Annotated in this window: 24 protein-coding genes; 3 read left to right on the top strand and 21 right to left on the bottom strand. The window is 54.8% G+C overall.

The window, feature by feature from the left end; translation table 11 throughout:
* Nucleotides 1-41: 41 nt before the first annotated feature.
* From ACI5FR_RS21420 to ACI5FR_RS21345, 16 genes are all read right to left on the bottom strand, one after another.
* Nucleotides 42-242, bottom strand: coding sequence for a hypothetical protein (locus tag ACI5FR_RS21420; protein ID WP_405458077.1), 201 nt, complete (start codon nt 240-242; stop codon nt 42-44).
* 25 nt (nt 243-267) lie between these two features.
* Complete coding sequence (locus ACI5FR_RS21415; RefSeq protein WP_405458075.1) at nt 268-435, bottom strand: hypothetical protein; 168 nt, start codon at nt 433-435, stop codon at nt 268-270.
* 217 nt (nt 436-652) lie between these two features.
* Entirely contained in the window at nt 653-886 is a 234-nt protein-coding gene (locus tag ACI5FR_RS21410; protein ID WP_405458073.1) for a DUF3310 domain-containing protein, read from the bottom strand.
* Entirely contained in the window at nt 883-2457 is a 1575-nt protein-coding gene (locus tag ACI5FR_RS21405) for a DNA cytosine methyltransferase (protein ID WP_405458071.1), read from the bottom strand. The genes ACI5FR_RS21410 and ACI5FR_RS21405 overlap by 4 nt, the downstream gene beginning before the upstream one ends.
* A 6-nt stretch (nt 2458-2463) precedes the next feature.
* The gene (locus ACI5FR_RS21400) at nt 2464-4422 is read right to left on the bottom strand and encodes a DNA polymerase (protein WP_405458069.1); all 1959 of its coding nucleotides are present in this window, start codon (nt 4420-4422) and stop codon (nt 2464-2466) included.
* A complete protein-coding gene (locus ACI5FR_RS21395) occupies nt 4419-5492 on the bottom strand; it encodes a radical SAM protein (protein ID WP_405458068.1) in 1074 nt (357 codons plus the stop codon). Before ACI5FR_RS21395 ends, ACI5FR_RS21400 begins: the two co-directional genes overlap by 4 nt.
* Complete coding sequence (locus tag ACI5FR_RS21390; protein ID WP_405458066.1) at nt 5489-5752, bottom strand: hypothetical protein; 264 nt, start codon at nt 5750-5752, stop codon at nt 5489-5491. The genes ACI5FR_RS21395 and ACI5FR_RS21390 overlap by 4 nt, the downstream gene beginning before the upstream one ends.
* Complete coding sequence (locus tag ACI5FR_RS21385) at nt 5749-6051, bottom strand: DUF7352 domain-containing protein (RefSeq protein ID WP_405458065.1); 303 nt, start codon at nt 6049-6051, stop codon at nt 5749-5751. Before ACI5FR_RS21385 ends, ACI5FR_RS21390 begins: the two co-directional genes overlap by 4 nt.
* Nucleotides 6048-6386 carry a nucleoside triphosphate pyrophosphohydrolase family protein gene (locus tag ACI5FR_RS21380; RefSeq protein WP_405458134.1) on the bottom strand — a complete coding sequence of 113 codons (339 nt, stop codon included), beginning with the start codon at nt 6384-6386 and terminating at the stop codon, nt 6048-6050. The genes ACI5FR_RS21385 and ACI5FR_RS21380 overlap by 4 nt, the downstream gene beginning before the upstream one ends.
* A gap of 122 nt (nt 6387-6508) precedes the next feature.
* Nucleotides 6509-7099 (bottom strand): DUF2815 family protein, encoded by a 591-nt coding sequence (locus tag ACI5FR_RS21375; protein ID WP_405458064.1) that lies wholly within the window; start codon nt 7097-7099, stop codon nt 6509-6511.
* Between the two features lie 192 nt (nt 7100-7291).
* The gene (locus ACI5FR_RS21370) at nt 7292-8482 is read right to left on the bottom strand and encodes a DUF2800 domain-containing protein (RefSeq protein WP_405458062.1); all 1191 of its coding nucleotides are present in this window, start codon (nt 8480-8482) and stop codon (nt 7292-7294) included.
* The gene (locus tag ACI5FR_RS21365; protein ID WP_405458060.1) at nt 8479-8958 is read right to left on the bottom strand and encodes a hypothetical protein; all 480 of its coding nucleotides are present in this window, start codon (nt 8956-8958) and stop codon (nt 8479-8481) included. The genes ACI5FR_RS21370 and ACI5FR_RS21365 overlap by 4 nt, the downstream gene beginning before the upstream one ends.
* Nucleotides 8959-9169: 211 nt before the next feature.
* On the bottom strand, nt 9170-9544 hold the full coding sequence (locus tag ACI5FR_RS21360; RefSeq protein ID WP_405458059.1) for a type II toxin-antitoxin system PemK/MazF family toxin: 375 nt from the start codon (nt 9542-9544) through the stop codon (nt 9170-9172).
* Entirely contained in the window at nt 9541-9693 is a 153-nt protein-coding gene (locus tag ACI5FR_RS21355) for a hypothetical protein (protein WP_405458057.1), read from the bottom strand. Before ACI5FR_RS21355 ends, ACI5FR_RS21360 begins: the two co-directional genes overlap by 4 nt.
* A gap of 140 nt (nt 9694-9833) precedes the next feature.
* Nucleotides 9834-10148 (bottom strand): helix-turn-helix domain-containing protein, encoded by a 315-nt coding sequence (locus ACI5FR_RS21350; protein WP_405458055.1) that lies wholly within the window; start codon nt 10146-10148, stop codon nt 9834-9836.
* Between the two features lie 153 nt (nt 10149-10301).
* Complete coding sequence (locus ACI5FR_RS21345; RefSeq protein ID WP_405458053.1) at nt 10302-10523, bottom strand: helix-turn-helix transcriptional regulator; 222 nt, start codon at nt 10521-10523, stop codon at nt 10302-10304.
* Between the two features lie 105 nt (nt 10524-10628).
* Between ACI5FR_RS21345 and ACI5FR_RS21340 the strand changes: the two genes are divergently transcribed.
* From ACI5FR_RS21340 to ACI5FR_RS21330, 3 genes are read left to right on the top strand one after another with little or no spacing between them, the layout of a single operon-like run.
* Entirely contained in the window at nt 10629-10991 is a 363-nt protein-coding gene (locus ACI5FR_RS21340; RefSeq protein WP_405458051.1) for a helix-turn-helix domain-containing protein, read from the top strand.
* A 9-nt stretch (nt 10992-11000) separates the two neighbouring features.
* Nucleotides 11001-11618, top strand: a complete 618-nt coding sequence (locus ACI5FR_RS21335; protein WP_405458049.1) for an ImmA/IrrE family metallo-endopeptidase — start codon at nt 11001-11003, stop codon at nt 11616-11618.
* An 18-nt stretch (nt 11619-11636) separates the two neighbouring features.
* Nucleotides 11637-12845, top strand: coding sequence for a tyrosine-type recombinase/integrase (locus tag ACI5FR_RS21330; protein WP_405458047.1), 1209 nt, complete (start codon nt 11637-11639; stop codon nt 12843-12845).
* A gap of 347 nt (nt 12846-13192) precedes the next feature.
* Here ACI5FR_RS21330 and ACI5FR_RS21325 read toward each other — a convergent pair whose 3' ends face one another.
* From ACI5FR_RS21325 to ACI5FR_RS21305, 5 genes are read right to left on the bottom strand one after another with little or no spacing between them, the layout of a single operon-like run.
* Entirely contained in the window at nt 13193-14302 is a 1110-nt protein-coding gene (locus ACI5FR_RS21325; protein WP_405458046.1) for an MBL fold metallo-hydrolase, read from the bottom strand.
* A gap of 17 nt (nt 14303-14319) precedes the next feature.
* Nucleotides 14320-14976: an HAD family hydrolase gene (locus ACI5FR_RS21320; protein ID WP_405458044.1), complete on the bottom strand. Its 657-nt coding sequence runs from the start codon at nt 14974-14976 to the stop codon at nt 14320-14322.
* Nucleotides 14977-14993: 17 nt separating this feature from the next.
* The gene (locus tag ACI5FR_RS21315; protein ID WP_405458043.1) at nt 14994-15653 is read right to left on the bottom strand and encodes an HAD family hydrolase; all 660 of its coding nucleotides are present in this window, start codon (nt 15651-15653) and stop codon (nt 14994-14996) included.
* 45 nt (nt 15654-15698) lie between these two features.
* A complete protein-coding gene (locus tag ACI5FR_RS21310) occupies nt 15699-15890 on the bottom strand; it encodes a DUF6954 family protein (RefSeq protein ID WP_405458041.1) in 192 nt (63 codons plus the stop codon).
* 5 nt (nt 15891-15895) lie between these two features.
* Nucleotides 15896-16765 (bottom strand): HAD hydrolase family protein, encoded by an 870-nt coding sequence (locus ACI5FR_RS21305; RefSeq protein WP_405458039.1) that lies wholly within the window; start codon nt 16763-16765, stop codon nt 15896-15898.
* Between the last annotated feature and the right edge of the window lie 114 nt (nt 16766-16879).

The following is a 16879-nucleotide window of genomic DNA, read 5'->3' as shown; positions in this document are numbered from 1 at the left end:
CCTTTTGTGGTGCATTTCTAGCGATTTATGTCCTTCCGTATTCAGTCGGTGTTTATTACAATTTCGCAATCATCTTTGAAGATGTTATGATCGATCATTTCGCCCTTGTATTCTTGCTTAGTCACAAGCATATCTTCATGAATCGGATCGTCGATCACATCGAATTCTTCTCCAATTCGATCGTTGTACCACATCCCAGCAATGGAAAGCAGCTGCCTTCCCCTTGTTATTCGAACTCTCATACGAGCCTCCTATGTCCTTCCGTATTCAGGATTGTTCGCCGTCGGCTGTCACAACATCAAGTCGCCCTGACTCAACTTCCTTTTTTACTTGTCGGAATGCCCATCTGTCTGCTTTAAGAACAGGGTCATTTCCTTGCGATAGGTCAATTTCAACGTCCAGCCACTCTAGCAACTTCTCTTTGTCAATCTGCACGTTGGCCTCCTCCTCATGTCCTTCGTTATTCATTTTGATACTTAATCGTTGTACAGAATGTCCGCAGCCTGGAGAGCCTTGTTCTCGCAGAGGACGTAATCCGTCCGGCCATCCGCCGGGTGCTTGAAGAGGAAGACGTATTTACAGCGCACCCGGCAGCGGCATATATACTTATGGTTCTGCTTTCGGAAATTCGAAATAGGTCGGCGCAGGATGATCATGACTCCATTGACTCGATTAGGCGATTCAAGTACCAGCGGGCTTTCTTCAAATCTTCCAAGCCGTTTTTGTGCGGTGATCGAGAAATGTACTTAATCACGTTTCCGCGGCAGTAGCCTGCGAATTCCTCCGGACTCATTTTCGTCCGCATGTAGTCGATCGTCTCGATCCCGCCAATCGTATAATGTGACGGCGAATTTACTGGATCATGCACACCATTCGTCACAGTCATGCCAGCATCTCCTCCCAGGAAAATCTGTCTGTATGCTCCGGGACGCACAGCTCAGGCATATTAGCTCGGACCATGACGTTCGACATTCGTGGAGAGACGGAATTGCCGCACTTGGCGACCTGCTCCGCCTGCGGGAAGGGCTTCCCGTTGAAGATCGGGCAGATAATGTACGTCTGCGGGAACCCCTGCGCGTTATACAGCTCACGGGGCGTCAGCATCCGCATTCCAATGTCTACGATCTGATAAAGCGTGCCTTTGATCATGACTAGGCCGAAGCGGTCATGAGTTGTAATCGTCCCGAGCGGGCTTCGGAGATCCTGCTCGACGCTGGCGCCATAATAGTGGACCAGGAAGGCCCTCACCTCGCCGATGTGCAATCCACCAGCGGTAACCGTCGGGACCGGCTCGTTGTACCCGCTGCCGATGTTGTCGCCGCGGAACTTAATGAGGTTGCCAGTGACAAGCCCGTAGCGGTTCGACGTGTCGAGCGTCATGATTGGCGTGTCGAGCGTCTGGCCGCGGACCTCGTGAGACTGCGTCTCGCTGTGATACTGTACAAGGAATGCGGAAACCATGCCGAGCGCGTGAGCCGCGCCCGCCGGACGAACACTGCCAGCCCCCGACGTTATGGTGTGGAGCGGCTCATCGATCCCGTGCCCGGTTGCCCCGCCGCGGAACTTGGTGATGTGAGGCGCCACAATGCCCCAACCGTTCTTCCCGGTGATAGTCTGCATCGGCTCATCGATCCGCTGTCCCCGGAATGCTTCGTCATGGCTGTGATTCACTTTGATAATGAACGGAGCGATGAATGGATCCGGATTATTGATGACGTACTTGAACATCCCTCGGGCGATCCGGCGCATCGTGTTCTCCGCGAGCGGCCGCTTCCGCTCGAAAATGCTCGGGCACTCGATACTCCAGTCAATGATCTCCGCAGCTGTACGATAAGGCTTCATCCGCCCTGTCTGCACCGCTGGTGTCTTTGGTTCGGCGTGTGTCGGCTCCGGCCAGACGATGGGCTTGCCGTCGCGACGCATGACCATAAATAGTCGCTTTCGAGTCGTCGGCGCGCCGTAATCGCAGGCCCGCAAAACCCGCCATTCCACCTGGTACCCGTGCCGACGAAGTGCGTTGACGAAACTCCGGAACGTCCGCCCCTTCTGAGCCTTGATCGGCTTGCCGTCTTTATCGAGCGGGCCCCAATCCTGAAACTCCTCGACGTTCTCCAGCATGATCACGCGTGGTTTCACCGTGGCCGCCCAACGGACCGCCACCCATGCGAGCCCGCGAATGTTCTTCTCCCGAGGCTTCCCGCCGCGGGCTTTGCTGTGGTGTGTGCAGTCCGGGGAGAGCCAGACGAGCCCAACAGGACGCCCGGCAGCCACCTCCCGCGGATCTACCTCCCACACGTTCTCGCAGTAATGCATTGTGTCGGGATGGTTAGCCTCGTGCATCGCGATGGCCGCCGGATCATGGTTGATCGCCACGTCCACACTGCGGCCGATTGCCAGTTCGATGCCAGTAGAGGCGCCGCCTCCGCCGGCGAAGTTATCAACTACGATTTCTCGCATCTATAATCAGTCCTTCTGATAAAATTCGCACTCGAACCCGGCGGCCGCGAGCGGCAGCCCCGGCGCCCAGCTGATCGGCCGGCTCATGATCTCCGTCACGTGCTCCACGGAGCCGGTCCCGATCGGTACGTCCAGCACTGCCTCATCATGTACGTGCATGACCACGTTGTACCCTTCCCCATCGAGCCGCGTCAGGCTCTCCGCTAAGCAGTCCCGCGCGATCGCCTGCACCAAGTTCTCCACGAGTCGGCCGCCATACGTCCGGTGCGACATCCACTTCTTCTTGACCTGGTCCATACCATCAAACACTAGGCCGTCCTTGTTGAAATTCGGGTCCGCCTTGAGCCGCGGGTTCACATAAGCGAGGCTCCGGCCACTCGGCAGGTCGGCGAACAGCATGCCCGCCTCGTAGCGGTACCGTACTCCGTGAGCCAGCTTGACGGACGTCTTCTCCTGCACAGCTTTCACAGCAGCCCGCTCGGCGGCGTACCAGAGCTTTCGGATGTTAGGATTGGCCTCCCGCCACTGCTGAACGAGGCGTGGGTATTCGTCTGGGTTGATCTCCTTCTTGGTGTCCATCGCGGCAAGTGCATTCTCCCCGCCCTGGTAGCCGCAGGCGAGAACCGCTACTTTCCCGCGTGCCCGCAGCTCGTAGTTATTGTGCCCTTTGACGATCGTCTCGAAGGGAACGCCGAACATGTTCGCTGCTGTCGCCTCGTAGATTTTGCCGTGGCCGCGGAATACGTCGAGCACCCAATGCTCATCGGCCAGCCACGCGATGACACGGGCCTCGATCGCTGAGAAGTCGGAGACGATGAACCGGCTGCCAGGCGACGGAATGAACGCGGTCCGGATCAGTTGGGAAAGCACGAACGGCGGGGCGCCGAACAGCATCTCCAGCATCTCGTAGTCGCCGGACCGGAGTGTCTCCCGGGCCAGAGCCAAGTCCTCGATCTTGTTTTGCGGGAGGTTCTGGACCTGGATGAGCCGCCCGGCCCAGCGCCAGGTCCGATTCGCGCCGCAATACTGCAGCAGTCCGCGCGCCCGGTCGTCCGCACACATGGAGCGAGCCATGGCGTTGAACTTGTCGACGCTGGTCTTCCCCATCTCCTGCCGGATCTTCAGCACACGGCGTGTCTCCTCGTCCGGCGCGGCATCGAGCAGCACCGGCATGAACTCCTTTGACAACCCATCTGGCGTCTCCAGCCCTCGGTTCGACAGCCATGCCTTGAGCTGCTGCAGGCTGTTCGGGTTCTCCAAGCCCGTGATCTCCTGCGCCTCCTCGACAAGTCGCTTCTCGTACGCTGCATCACAGGCGATGGCCGCTTGAACGAGCACCGGATCCAGCCGGACGCCGCGATCGTTAATTCGCTGATCGAGCGCCCATAGCTTCCACTCATGCGCCGGGACCTGGAAGCGCTCCAGCTTCCGGGCGATCTCCCGCTCGACGACGACGTCCTGCCGGCAGTATTCGACGAATTGTTGCCACTTCTCCGGGTCATGGTGTGCGTAGTTCCGGGCCCGCTGGCCGTTCGTCTTTGTTGGCTTGCACGGGACGCTGAAATACTTGATCAGCGCTTTACCCTTCGCGTCCTTCTGGACGTCCAATTGCAGCACCTCGGCGACACCCTCCAGGTATCCCGGCAGCCCGAGTGTCAGCGCGTGCACGGCTGTACAGCGCCATTGGACCGGGTCGCACTCGATCCCGAAATGCTTCGCGATCGTCCCGCGCTCGAATGCCGCGTTGAACGCCGTCTTGGTGACTGCCGGGTCTGTTAGGTCGGCTAGTACATCCGGAGGCAAGCTCCCGAAGTCGGCAAGGTCTATCACCCGGACCGGGTCGTCGTCGTACGCGAAGGCGAACAGGAGAATCTCGAAGTCCGGCGCCTCAATGTAACGGTGCATGCCGCTCTTCTTCAGGTCGACACTGGAATACGTTTCGACGTCGATTCGGAGTGTTTTCATTTAAGCGCTACCTCCTCCCATCGCTGCCAGTATCGATCAAAGTCGTGCAAGCTCTGCTTCCGATATAACCCTGTGTGAATCCAGTCCCGCATCGGGCGAACGTGGAAAGATTGAGGCTTTCCGGTCGCGTCGACGCCGATCTTCCCCGTCAGATCGCGGTACAACATCGGGTAAATCTCACAGCCTAAAGACTTCAAGCACTCCACCCTCGCCAGGTCCTCTTCCTCGGTCGTGTTAAATCCGATCAGCATATAAAACTTTAGATGGCTCGGACGGATACCGCTTTCTTTAAGCATCCGCACTTTTTCCGGCACGACTTTCAGCATGTCGTAACTGACCATTTCCCCGGTCTTATCCCGCTTCCGCTTGACCATTAAGTCAAAGGCGAAAAACAGTTCTTTTTTCCTGCCGTCGAAGCTTCGATAGTTCACCGACCGGAGCGCATCCGCTATTTCTGGCGTAACTAGTGTGATGTCATTGGCCTGGTCCCAATGGATCGAGAGGTTGTAGTGCTTGATCTGCTCGATGTCCTCCATAAAGTCGTGATGTGCAAATGAATTATTATTCATAAGGACTAAGTGCTTGCTACGAGGATTGAGGAGCTTTTCGACCGTAGAGTCTCGATACTCGACCAGGCCCTCCTTTTTAGGAACGACGCAGAACGAGCATCCGACATGACAGCCGCGAGTCGAGAATCCGATCCCATAATCGAGGTCGTACATCTCATAGGTCCAGTGGGGCTCGTCGAACGCTTCGATCTCCGGAGGTAGCCTCGAGATCTTCCACGGCTTCACAGAGTAATCGTCCCATCCTGTCCCGCCGATAATCACTTCATCCGCGAATAACTCATACACCCATAGGTTCTTTTCTATCGTGGCGCGGCTGTTGGTAAATATCGTGGAGATATAGAGCCTGTCGACCGGCGTGTCCTTCCACGGATAAACGACAACATCCCCGCGGGACTTGTGGAATCCGTAAATCTTGCCGCAGGCAATATTGGGATATTTGCGCTTCTCTCCGCGGTTGTCACGTTTCATCTGTGAGTCGATGTCAAGAATGCCGACCTTCACAGCCTCTTCCCTCCAATGTGCTTCAATACTTTGAACGCTACTGCCGGCAGCCAGAAAATGGAAAGCGCAATGTACAGCACGGCTAAATAGTTTTTGTACCCGATTACGTTCTGAATGCGATCCGATTTTTCGATGATGTCGTTCGCTTCTTCGCTAACCTCGCCAGACTCGACTTCCTCGCTAATCTGGCGATCCACTTTCGCTATAGCGAAGTGTGCAAAGATAAGCCCGATCAATAGATAAGCCCCCGCGTACATCACAGCCGCTTCCCTCCACTATCCATAAGCTCAAATACGTGCCAAACAAAAACGCCTACTTTGACGGTGTTTATGAAGCGCATCTCTTCAAAATCCGGCCCGTCAAACTCGCAACCCGTTCCGAGAACAAGGATACTTTTAGTGCCATCCCACAAAGCGGGAGCGTAAGGGTCAGGGACGTGAACATAAATCACGATCAGCCCGTTTTGCTCGATGGCCGAGATAACTGTGCTGGAGGCCGGCGTCTCCACACGATGGACCGAATGCACAACATCAATAGGGTATTTATAGATAACGCTCACAGCCGCTTTCCTCCGTGCCGTTGCGGCCGCGTCGCGTTGAATGCCATCTTCTCACTGATCGCCTTCTCCAGGTCAATCCCGAAATACCCGCAGGCGTCAAAGATTCGAATAACGACGTCGGCCAGCTCCGTCGGGACGCCGCACGGCTTACCAGACACATACCAAGTCTCCGCTACTCCGTGACCGTTCCGGTAGTCCTCCATCGCTTCCGACAGCTCGCAGTGCATAAGAGCGACCATCTCGCCGAACGTGCGCGGCTCCTCGTACCAGCCTTTGTCGATCGCGTTGTGGTGCGCGGCTTTGACTAAATCGTTAATGCCAGAATTGGCGCCCATATGTTCAAGTCTCCCGAATAGCCACCCAAGCAGCATCTCCTTGCTTATTCCTATAGACATTTGCGCAACCTCCCGTATTTTGAGATAGGAAAGGGGACCCTTCCGAATCCCCTTCAGTGTGATTAGTTCATAAAATCGTCGTCGCTGCCGTAATCGTCGTCGAACTCCTCGTCCGCGAACTCGTCTCTTACACTTGCTCGGCCGCCCAGCGGCTCCCCGTCTTGCACCTTCACGACATTGTTCAGACCAGCGGCGACGCCGTTCTGCTTTCCGTTGAATGGAAAGAAATTAAGCGACACTTTTGCATAGCATCCGGAGTAAACTTCCGTCGTGTCCGTGATCTCTTGGAATTTCGTCTTGCCGTTCGCATCTTTTCCGACCGGCTTCGCGATGCCAGGCTTTTGCTTGCTGTTAGCGTTCAGGAAGTAATGCCCTGCATACGCCTCATCGTCCGGCCGCTCCTCGTCGCCGTCCCGCAGCGGCTTTTTCAAGTTCGGCGGAATCTTGCCGCCCCATTGGCTCTTCCCGGCCTCGACCGCAGCGTTTACGGCTGCTTGGATTTTCCGGAGCGTTTCCTTGTCGGACTTCGGGATAAGGATAGCCGTTCCGTATTTCTCTACCCCGTTGTCGTCCTCCCGCGGCTGCCATATGTTGCAGTAGGAGAGACGTACTTTTCCGGTTACTACTTTGGTGGGTTGGTTATCAATTGTCATATTTGGTTTGCTCCTTTGTGGTTGGGTTTAGATGGTAGACTTTCACAGGGCCACACAACGCCGCGTATTCTTCCGCATTTCTAGGCTCGTTCGGCAGTCGAACTTTTACGGCTCTATCAGAATACATTTCTGCGGGCTCAGAGAATGCGAGCCGAATGCCGTAGCCCTTAAATCTTTGATTGCACTGGGATCTCACTGTTCGAACTCCTCCCCCGCGAAGTCGGCCGCGACGCCGTTCAGCTCCGGCCGTGGGTCGGTCTCGGTGACGAGTACCGGCTTCCCGGACGGCTTCACGATCAGGCCGTCCAGCAGCTTGGCAAGCTCCTTCTTGCCGATCTGCTTCTCCAGCTCGCCGATGCCTAATAGCTCCTGCGGCTTGAGGTATTTCTCCGGAGCGATCTCCGCGAGCTCAAGCGCCAGCTTAGCCTCATTCTTGTCCGTGATGGTCCGATTGCTGCGACCTTCGACAAGCTTCCAAGACGGAATCCGCACACCAGCCTTGGCCTGCTCGAACGCATAGTCGGCAACATCCTTAGCCCAGGCGCTCAGCCTCTCGGCGACGTGCAGAATCGCGCCGATCTCCTCGAGACTCAGCAGCGCTGGATCGCGGAACTCGTACGCCAGTGCGGCCATATTCGCGTCAGCGCGGGCGCGGCATGTAGCCTTCACCTTGCACCATCGGCAATGGTCCCCCGGCTTGTGTTCGCCTTCTCCGGCGAAGGCCAGTGCGGCCGCAGGCTTGACGACTGTCTCGGCCCACGCCAGTAGATCTTCAACCGTCATTGCATCATCGCTCACACTGTCGAGCCGTGGCTGGACGATCGTCATATGGACCTCGCGAATATCGTAGAGGTAGCTGTATGCCGCCCACGCCCCCAAGCCATAAAGCCGCATCTGCGAATTACCGATCGCGCTGACCGGGACGCCTTTGCCATACTTAAGGTCGATGATCTCCATCAAGCCATCGGCGATTAGGACGACGTCGCCGGTGCCAAATCCGTCTGGTACCCATTCCGAGAAGTCCAACCGCTCCTCTAACAGAATGACGGCATCCGGAGTCCGGGCCTTAGCGGCCATGAACCGTTCCTCGACAATCTCGACATACCCCTGGATGGCGTTCTCCATCTCCGGACCGTAACCGTCCTTTGCCTGGATCTCTTTGAGCTGCTTATCGAGCCGCTTCCGCTCTTTGGAGTCGCAGGGGAGGAGCCGCCGGCGGAGTTTGTTCTCCGCCAGCTCGTGGGCAAGTGTCCCCTCATCGGCGTACTCGCTGCGCGTATCCTTGATGCCCTCCTGCAGCCGGGCACTCGGCGGACAGTTTATCCACTGGCTCGCCTTGGACGCGCCGAGAAGGGAATGTGCGCGTTCCGCGTGTGCCGTCATTCAGACTTCTCCTTCAGCTTGGTGTGCAGGGACTCCAGATCCCGCATGAACGCGGAGCGCTTGTTCTCCGGAATATCGGAGATCGACTTGCTGCCGTACTTGTCGAGGAGAGCCTTTACCTCCGCCCGGCCGCCGTCCGCCCCGACCTCTTGTGCTTTAGCGCGCAGATCTACCGGTGTCGGGATAGGCCCCTCGTCTTCCGCACCGTCGGTGGTTTCCGGCTCCGGATCGACCGGATCGGGCTCCTGAGAGTCTGGCTCGGCCGGTGGCGCTTCTTCCTGCTGAACCGGCGAGCTCTCCGGCTCCTTCACTTGCGCGGGCTTCGTGACGTTGCGGGTGCGCTGCTGTTTCGGTGCTTCTACGGTTGCGGTGATTTGACTTGCCACAGATTGGCCGGAGAGTGCTGCAGCAAGAGTTGCGAGCTCCTGAACGGCTTCCAAGGCGGTCTCGCCGTTGATATGGATTTGTACAGACATATGAGTCCTCCTAAAATGTTCTTGTGGGTACAGATTGAATGTGGTACGATCGGCTTGATAAAGTGTTTTCGTGTGCCCCGTATCTCGGCTCCTACCCCGAGAAAATGGGGTTTTTACTTTTTCCAGCGCTTTTCGTTCTCGCTTGCCTTGTACTCCAGGACTGACAACCGCTCATTCATCGTGAGCTCACGCCACTCGGCGACCAAGACCCTCAAGATTCCTCACCTCCTTCGCGTAGTGTAAGGCCGAGGCTCACCTTGATCGCATCGTCGATGAGTCGCATTTTGCTTTCTTCGAGTGTCGCCACGAGCCCGGTCCCAAGATGTCGCTTATCCAGCGTGCGTATTTGCTCGAGGATCGCGGTCGATCCAGGTGTCAGACCCGGTACATCCGACAGGTCGACGTGAGTCGGTAAGTAGCGCTTGGGGCGTCCCGTGATGGGTGCGACGATGACCGTCGGGCTGTACTCGTTTCCCGTGTTGTTCTGGATGATCAGCGCCGGCCGTATACCCCGCTGCTCAGATCCAGCCGAATCCGAGATCGGGCCGAGATTGCCTGTGTATATTTGACCGCGGTAAATGTTCATTGCTCACCCCTCCATCCATAGAGGCTGAGCAGCGTGTTCTCCTTCTCCAGGGCTTTCACACGCTCCCGGAGGTCATGCAGCTCGTCGAGGGCCGCCTGAGCGGTCGCCAGCGGAATGGTGATTGTGTCAGCGGGTTGCTTAGGGTTCATTGTGGTTCATTCCACCTCTCAGAATTTCATTTCCTGCACGACTTCTAGAAACTGTTCGAAAGTCACCCTGAATCGTTTACCAATTAAATGCTCGATGTAGAAATCACCCCAAAAGTCCAGGAGATCATCTGGCACATTAATCACCTCGCCCCTGTGATGAGACTCACACTTTCAAGCTCCTTCTTGCGAATCCAAGCTTCAAGGACCGACAAACTGAAGTTAATCCTTGGTTTTTTGGAACCGATCGACCCAATGGTGATATGTTCAATCTGCTTTTCTTTACAAAGGCGGTACAACGTCTCTCGTGAAATCCTTAAGTATTCCGCGGCCTCTTCGATTGTTAGCCGACGATCCTCAACCGGTTCGCATTTTGCCTGCAGTTCTTCGATGACCTCCTGCTTTATTTGCTGCTTCAGTGCTTCAATCATTACCGCCAATGATTTGTCGGCCGTCAAAACCTTCACCCCTGTTCTGTTTACGTCATTTTCCGTAAGGAGTAAATTTAATTTACTATCAGGGCATAGCTAAATAAGCCTTCCGATTTTTTACAAATCGCTTGCGTTAATAATATTTACGTTATATAATAAAAAACGTAAATATGATTTCCATTATTCGTTTTTCGCAACATCCGGAAACAACTCTTCGACAGGAACTCCGAAATAACTAGATAGCTTTAGCATTAGCTTGCCACTTGGAACGACATACCCGTTTTCGATATAACGGATCATTGTTCCACTTACACCATTCTCGGAACCGACGAAGTTTTGCGTGCCCTTCGATTTTCGGAGCTGCTTAAAACGTATCCGAATGACACGTGTATGATTCAACATTTACCATCACCTCCTTTGTATTTCAAATCATACTCGTAAATATCGTTTACGTCAATACGAAAACATAATAAACTTTTTTATATTTTTTCTGAGGAGAGATCAATAATGTCGTCGATCGGCTCAAGAATCCGGGATCTGAGGGTAAAGAGAGGTTTCACCCAAGACACGATGGCCGAGCAACTTGGAATGAACAGAGCAAACTTTTCGAACTATGAGAGAGATGTTGCTGTCCCACCCGCTGAAACACTACTTAAGATTGCCGATATTTTGCACACCACTACGGATTTTCTACTGGGGAGGCAAGAGGAAGTGCCGAACGCCCTTGATGTCGCTAGAAACGATAATGAGAAAGATTTTCTGATCATGGCTCGCCATACTGAAGAAATTCCAGAAGATGTCCGCGAGAATCTCAAAAAATTCATATCCAGTACTATTGACGCCTATCTGAAGAACACAAAGAAGCAATGAGGTGGCTGCGTGAAACCTGATTTCGAAAGATGCAAAGAACTTGCTACAATAACGCTCTTAATGGCTGATGACGTAGTAGCATTCCCTTTTGATCCTCGAGAGATCAGGTATGCTCATGACATAATGTTTATATCCATGCAGCACTATTGTCGATCCGTAGGAGTTCCTCTCAGTAGTATTATGCCAGGAGGATTTTTTAAAGATGGATTCAATGTAATTCATGCCGCGGATCAAGCTTTGATTTTCTACAATGAGGAAGTAGATTCCCCCGGACGATTTAACTGGACATTAGGGCATGAGCTCGGACATGTTCTACTAGAACATAAACAAGATGGAGACATCGAAGAGGTTGAGGCTCATTTCTTTGCAGCTAATTTCTACATGCCGGACGACATCATTTGTGAGCTAGCAGCTCGAGGAACGCCTATAACTCAAGCCGCACTAATGAATATCTTTGGGGTTTCCTCTTATGCCGCAGCAAAAAAGATGAACTATCTACGGCGCACACGTCGCAATCTCGGTCCGTCTGAATACAGCTCGCATATGATTGAAAAATTCCACGACTTCATTCGATACAACACACCATTCCAGTACGATATCGATTTAAAATTTGTTTTAGATTTTTAGCTGGGAGGTTGGGGAACATTGGCTTACATCGAAAAGCGTGGAGCGAATTCTTGGAGATTGACCGTCGATATTGGGACAGACCCCAGCGGCAAGCGGATCAGCCGCAAAAAGACGATCAAGATCGAGGACACCGCCCTACTTAAAACGACGAAGAAGCTGCAAAGCTATCTGGACGAAGAACTCGTGAAGTTCAAGATGGAGGTGGAGGCTGGGGAGTACATTTCTCCGGATAAGCTCACCTTCTCCGCTTTCGTAGAGGTATGGTTAAATAAGTTCGTCCGTAAAGAGCTGGAGTATAAGACACAGGAGAATTATGAATTTCATACCAACAAACGCATCCTACCCTATTTCGGCAGCATGAAGATCGAGAAGATCCGGGCTTTACATGTGATTGATTACCTGGATAAACTTTCTGAATCCGGGCTTGGTAGCGCATCCATCGTCTATAACTACCGCGTTCTCCGTAGCATGTTCAATAAGGCAGTCGAGTGGCAGGTTATCAAGGAATCCCCCATGAAGGCCGTCAAAAAGCCTAAAGAGAAGCCCTCCGTCGAGTTGAACGTTTACGACGAGGAAGAGTCCATGCAGTTGTTCAAAGCGCTTGAAGATGCAGACAACCGATTCAAAATACTGATCACCCTCGCTCTCACTACCGGCATGCGTCGCGCCGAGTTACTCGGGTTGGAGTGGAAGAATATAGACCTTACCACCGGCACTATTCAAGTTATACAATCCATACCTGCCTACAAGGAAGGCGAACCTGTCATCAAGCTTCCAAAGAATCCGAGCTCGGTTCGACCGATTGCTATCTCCCCCTCCGTGCTTGAAGAATTGAAACAGTACCGGAAAGAATGGCTGCAGATGAAGATGCAGGTGTTGAAAAAGTGGAAGGCAAAACCGGAGCAGGAATTTTTGTTTATGAGCTCGGCACCAGGGGCGGAAGGTAAGCCCGTCTACCCGAAGCGACTGAGCGAGTGGTGGAGAGAATTCCACTCGGAGAAGCTTGGCCATTTGAAATACATTCGTTTCCACGATTTCCGGCATACCTCTGTTACTTTGCTTATCAACCAAGGTGTTCATGCTAAGATCATTTCCGAACGGGTAGGGCATTCGAAAATCGGCACCACGATGGACAAGTACGGCCACGTCATCCGAAAGGCCGACCAAGCCGCTGCGGATCTCTTTGATAAGATTTTAGAGCGGAAGGTTGTTCAATCCGAATCCTAACATCGGGAGCACGTTGGGAGCAGATTGGGAGCAAAATGTATCTCCAACCTGAAAAATGAGACAATTATAGACTAAATGCAAATCGAATAAACCCTTATTTTGTGCGGCTTCCAGGTCATGAGACAAAATAGGAAATAACAAATCCTCTCCTCTCCCATGAGGTACCTGCGCAAGCAGGTACCAAAACAATGTCCCGCAAAGCGATGCTTTGCGGTTTTTTTTGTTTGTATGGTTTATTGAGAAGCACATAGAAAGGCATGCAACGGCGGTCGGCTAATCTCCCGGAAGGGAGGGGATGCCTGTGGAGGTAAAAGACGCTTGCAATAGGCATCCCTTGGAGTCCAATCCTAGCCTCGCCACCATGCGGTTGTCGGAATCGCCGAACTCCCAATGATCACCGGTTCCCCGATCCGGGGGGTGGCAACAACAGCTCCCTGCCGCTCCCCCGCCCGCACGGCCCGCTCCACCGGATCGGTCCAATCGTGGACGGCCAGCGTGAAGGCGCCCCAATGAATCGGGAGCATCACCCGACCGCGCACGTCGAGATGCGCCTGCACCGTTTCCTCCGGCAGCATGTGAATCGCCGCCCACCGCGCGTCGTATTGCCCGCACTCCATGAGCGTTACCTCGAACGGACCGTACCGCTCCCCGATGTCCCGAAAATGCGGACCGTACCCGCTGTCTCCGCTAAAAAAGACTCGGCTATGCTCCCCCTGAATGACCCATGAGCACCATAGCGTCTGGTTGCGGGTCCGAAGGCTGCGTCCGGAAAAATGCCGTGCCGGTGTACAGGCGAGCTTCAATCCGTCGAATTCCGCTTCCTCCCACCAGTCGTGTTCGGTAATGCGAGCGGCATCGACACCCCAGCGTACCAAATGAGGCTTAACCCCGAGCGGGACGAAAAACCGGCCGATCTTGTTCTTCAACTGCCGAATCGAGCCGTAATCCAGATGATCGAAATGATCGTGCGAGAGCAGCACCGCATCGATCCAAGGGAGCTCGTCCACCTGGAACGGCAGCGTCCCGCTGTAACGCCGTCCTCCAAAGATCGGAACCGGCGATGGAGTTGGGCCGAACATCGGATCGAGCAGCAGCCGCTTGCCTTCCAGCTCCAGCAGCAAAGCGGAATGACCGAACCAGGTGACCCGGGAGACGCGCTCATCCGATTCCGAATGAGGAACGAACTCCACCATAGGCAGACGTTTAGCCGGTTGACGGCTCGGGCTTCCTTTCATAAATTCAAGCATGACCTGCATCGAAGTCCGCAGCCCCATCGCGAGTGTTGTCGGAATGGGATATGTAAAGGTGCGGCCCCGGAAGTTCGGCGACTGCTTGTAGCGCTCCTGCTCGTTCTTAGACGGCTTTGCCCCGAAAACCGGATAGAAGTGAAGCACTAGCGTGACAAGGACGATCAGGAGAAGCAAGCCCCCTAGTCCGATTGCAAATCCAACCCCCATAACTGACGAAAACCTCCTTATAAAAAGCGGAGCAAATCCAAGAGCGAGTCTAGCCGACCTAGCGAAGGAATGTCCCGTTTGAAGAATTCCTCGTCTCTCGAACGGTACCGGATAAAATCGACCCCAGCCTGCTGAGCCGCCGACCCGTCAATCCACGCATCGCCGACCGAAAGCCACTCGTGCGCCGAAAGTGCAGGGAATAAAGCCCGGATGTAGTGGATGCCCGCCGGCGACGGTTTTAGCACCCCCATTTGCTCTCTGCCTACAACCGTGTCAAAAAAGGCCAGCGTCCCGGTCGTCTCAAGCGCCTCCAACGCGGCCTGATGGGCGTTGTTCGTCAAGATAACGAGGCGGAAGCGGTCCCTCAACGCGTTCAGCAGCTCCAGCGCCTCCGGCTCGAGTCCGGCGTTCTCCATCCCTTCCCGTTCCCATTCGGCCACGCGCTGCCAGACCGCACGCTCCTGCTCCCCGGTCAGCTTCCCGGATCCGCGCGTACTCTCCAATAAAGTCGCGATCGTATGATTATGAATGGGAAAGTCGGCCGCCACAGCCTCGTAGTCGAGCAGCAGCCGGAAGACATCCTGTTTCATGGCGGGGAACTGAATGCGGGAACGCAAGATCGTATTGTCCATGTCGAAAATAATGCCTTTGTATCGGCTTTGAAACGCCGTCATCTCGACTCTCCTTTGCTTCAGCGGATCCCGTTGCGCAAAGCCGCATATTCCGTCACTTGCACGGGATCCGTAAACAGCCGATCCGGCTCCACCTCGAACGCCCGGGTCTGCACATGGTCGAACCACTGAACCGCAATGGTCGGCACCCCGGCCGCTTTGCCTGCGCGTACGTCGGCGATGCTGTCTCCCAGGAAGACCGTTTCCTCAGGAGTGGACTGCAGCCGGCTCATCGCGAGCAGTACGCCTTCCGGATGCGGCTTCGGCACCGTAACGTCATCGCCCGAGATCTCCACGTCGAACAGTCCGGAGAGCCCGAGATGCCGAAGCGAAATCGCGAGACTGTGGCTGCCTTTGCCTGTCACGATACCGAGCTTGTAGCCTTGCCGCTTCAAGTCAGAAAGCATGCTCGCGATGGAGTCGGACACCGGTACGAGCTCCGGATGATGGGTGTCATACAGAGCGTAAAACCGCTCCACCGCCCGCTCCGCCTCGGCATTCCGCTTCAGATTGATCCGAATGATGTCCGGCTCCGTCGGGCCGAACAAGGCGACGATTGCCTCATTGTCTAGATGAATGCCGTCATACTCAAGAAACACTCCGCGTAGCGCGTGAAAGCATACCGGCAGCGTATCGGCAATCGTCCCGTCAAAATCAAATAGCAGTGTAGTAAGCTTCAAGTTGCATTCCCCTTTCAAATCGTAGCCCTCCGGTCGGCAAAGACCTCATGATCGGCGTTTCAGCCAAGTCAGAGTGCGCCACATCGCAATCGTAATGCAGATGTAGATGACGACTACAACAGCGAGCGTCATCATGCGCTCCGAGCGGCTTCCATCCGCAAGCAACACGGGCCCCAGCCCGAACATTGTAACCAAAGCATACAGCAGCACAAAAAGGGTTACCGCGATCCCCTTCATCCTCGTCACGCTCCTAAGGTTCGATTGATACCGCCGGCTTGCCGGACATCCTCCCATATATAGCGGGCTACAGAATCTTCGTCATTGCTCGCGATTTCGCCGCTGGCGATCGCCTTCAAACGATCGTGGGCCCCTTTGACCGCCATCCCCGTCCCCGCCGCCTCGAACATCCCGAGGTCGTTCAGATTGTCGCCGAATACGGTGATGTCGCACGGCTCGATGTTCATCCGTTGCGCCCACAGACGAAGCCCTTCCTTCTTGTTGGCTTTGGCGTGGCTGACCTCCAGAAAATAACTCGGCTTCAGGTAGATGTCTTCCAACAGGTGCATGTGAATGGCGGACCCGAACTGGCGATGCAGCTCGGCGCGCAGCGGTTCCAGCTCCTCCAGCTTCCCGATGAAGGTCAGGATGAGCGTCTTGTAATCGGGCGGACAGACGAGCTCCCGCAGCTCTCGAAACCTCGGGTCGTTCTTCCTGCTGGCATAGAACTGCCGATCGCCGGTTCGGACTAGCGGCTCGTGAAGCACCGCTTCTTCATCTCCCGGGGTCAAGGCGAACAATAGCGGAATGACACCAAAATCCCGCCCCATCCGGATGACTCGATTGGAAGCTGCGGCATCCAGCCAGTAGCCGTCCAGGACGGAACGGGCTACAGGATCGTACAACAAAGCTCCGTTATACAGCACTAGCGGATGCGTCCAGGGAATGGCGGACGCGACTTTGACAGAGCTCAAGTAGCTGCGCGCGGTCGCATAGCTGATCGGTACGCCGCCATGCAGCAGCTCCGTGATGGTCTCGATCGTGTAGTTGGATAAGGAGGCGTCGGAACGAAGCAGCGTTCCGTCCAAGTCGGTCAAGTACGCTTTTCGGGTCATGGTCGGTTCCTCACCTGCGCGTATTTTCTTTTAAGATACCACATCTGTCTGGCGGCCGGCAGTTTTTTTGCTGCAGCCGGTTGCCTTGACTTGGCGGCCGGATCGGGCTATCGT

It is taken from the genome of Paenibacillus sp. HJGM_3 (assembly GCF_045062745.1).
GTDB lineage: Bacteria > Bacillota > Bacilli > Paenibacillales > NBRC-103111 > Paenibacillus_AA.
Note: the sequence above shows the minus strand (reverse complement) of the source record. Positions and strands in the feature narration are given on the sequence as shown.

What these genes read in the sequence shown, in the direction of transcription:
- ACI5FR_RS21405 (WP_405458071.1), bottom strand. Translation starts at nt 2,457, where the DNA reads ATGCGAGAAATCGTAGTTGATAACTTCGCCGGCGGAGGCGGCGCCTCT.
- ACI5FR_RS21420 (WP_405458077.1), bottom strand. Translation starts at nt 242, where the DNA reads ATGAGAGTTCGAATAACAAGGGGAAGGCAGCTGCTTTCCATTGCTGGG.
- ACI5FR_RS21325 (WP_405458046.1), bottom strand. Translation starts at nt 14,302, where the DNA reads ATGGGGGTTGGATTTGCAATCGGACTAGGGGGCTTGCTTCTCCTGATC.
- ACI5FR_RS21410 (WP_405458073.1), bottom strand. Translation starts at nt 886, where the DNA reads ATGACTGTGACGAATGGTGTGCATGATCCAGTAAATTCGCCGTCACAT.
- ACI5FR_RS21310 (WP_405458041.1), bottom strand. Translation starts at nt 15,890, where the DNA reads ATGAAGGGGATCGCGGTAACCCTTTTTGTGCTGCTGTATGCTTTGGTT.
- ACI5FR_RS21360 (WP_405458059.1), bottom strand. Translation starts at nt 9,544, where the DNA reads ATGAACATTTACCGCGGTCAAATATACACAGGCAATCTCGGCCCGATC.
- ACI5FR_RS21380 (WP_405458134.1), bottom strand. Translation starts at nt 6,386, where the DNA reads ATGGGCGCCAATTCTGGCATTAACGATTTAGTCAAAGCCGCGCACCAC.
- ACI5FR_RS21375 (WP_405458064.1), bottom strand. Translation starts at nt 7,099, where the DNA reads ATGACAATTGATAACCAACCCACCAAAGTAGTAACCGGAAAAGTACGT.
- ACI5FR_RS21340 (WP_405458051.1), top strand. Translation starts at nt 10,629, where the DNA reads ATGTCGTCGATCGGCTCAAGAATCCGGGATCTGAGGGTAAAGAGAGGT.
- ACI5FR_RS21305 (WP_405458039.1), bottom strand. Translation starts at nt 16,765, where the DNA reads ATGACCCGAAAAGCGTACTTGACCGACTTGGACGGAACGCTGCTTCGT.
- ACI5FR_RS21345 (WP_405458053.1), bottom strand. Translation starts at nt 10,523, where the DNA reads ATGTTGAATCATACACGTGTCATTCGGATACGTTTTAAGCAGCTCCGA.
- ACI5FR_RS21400 (WP_405458069.1), bottom strand. Translation starts at nt 4,422, where the DNA reads ATGAAAACACTCCGAATCGACGTCGAAACGTATTCCAGTGTCGACCTG.
- ACI5FR_RS21370 (WP_405458062.1), bottom strand. Translation starts at nt 8,482, where the DNA reads ATGACGGCACACGCGGAACGCGCACATTCCCTTCTCGGCGCGTCCAAG.
- ACI5FR_RS21355 (WP_405458057.1), bottom strand. Translation starts at nt 9,693, where the DNA reads ATGAACCCTAAGCAACCCGCTGACACAATCACCATTCCGCTGGCGACC.
- ACI5FR_RS21365 (WP_405458060.1), bottom strand. Translation starts at nt 8,958, where the DNA reads ATGTCTGTACAAATCCATATCAACGGCGAGACCGCCTTGGAAGCCGTT.
- ACI5FR_RS21320 (WP_405458044.1), bottom strand. Translation starts at nt 14,976, where the DNA reads ATGACGGCGTTTCAAAGCCGATACAAAGGCATTATTTTCGACATGGAC.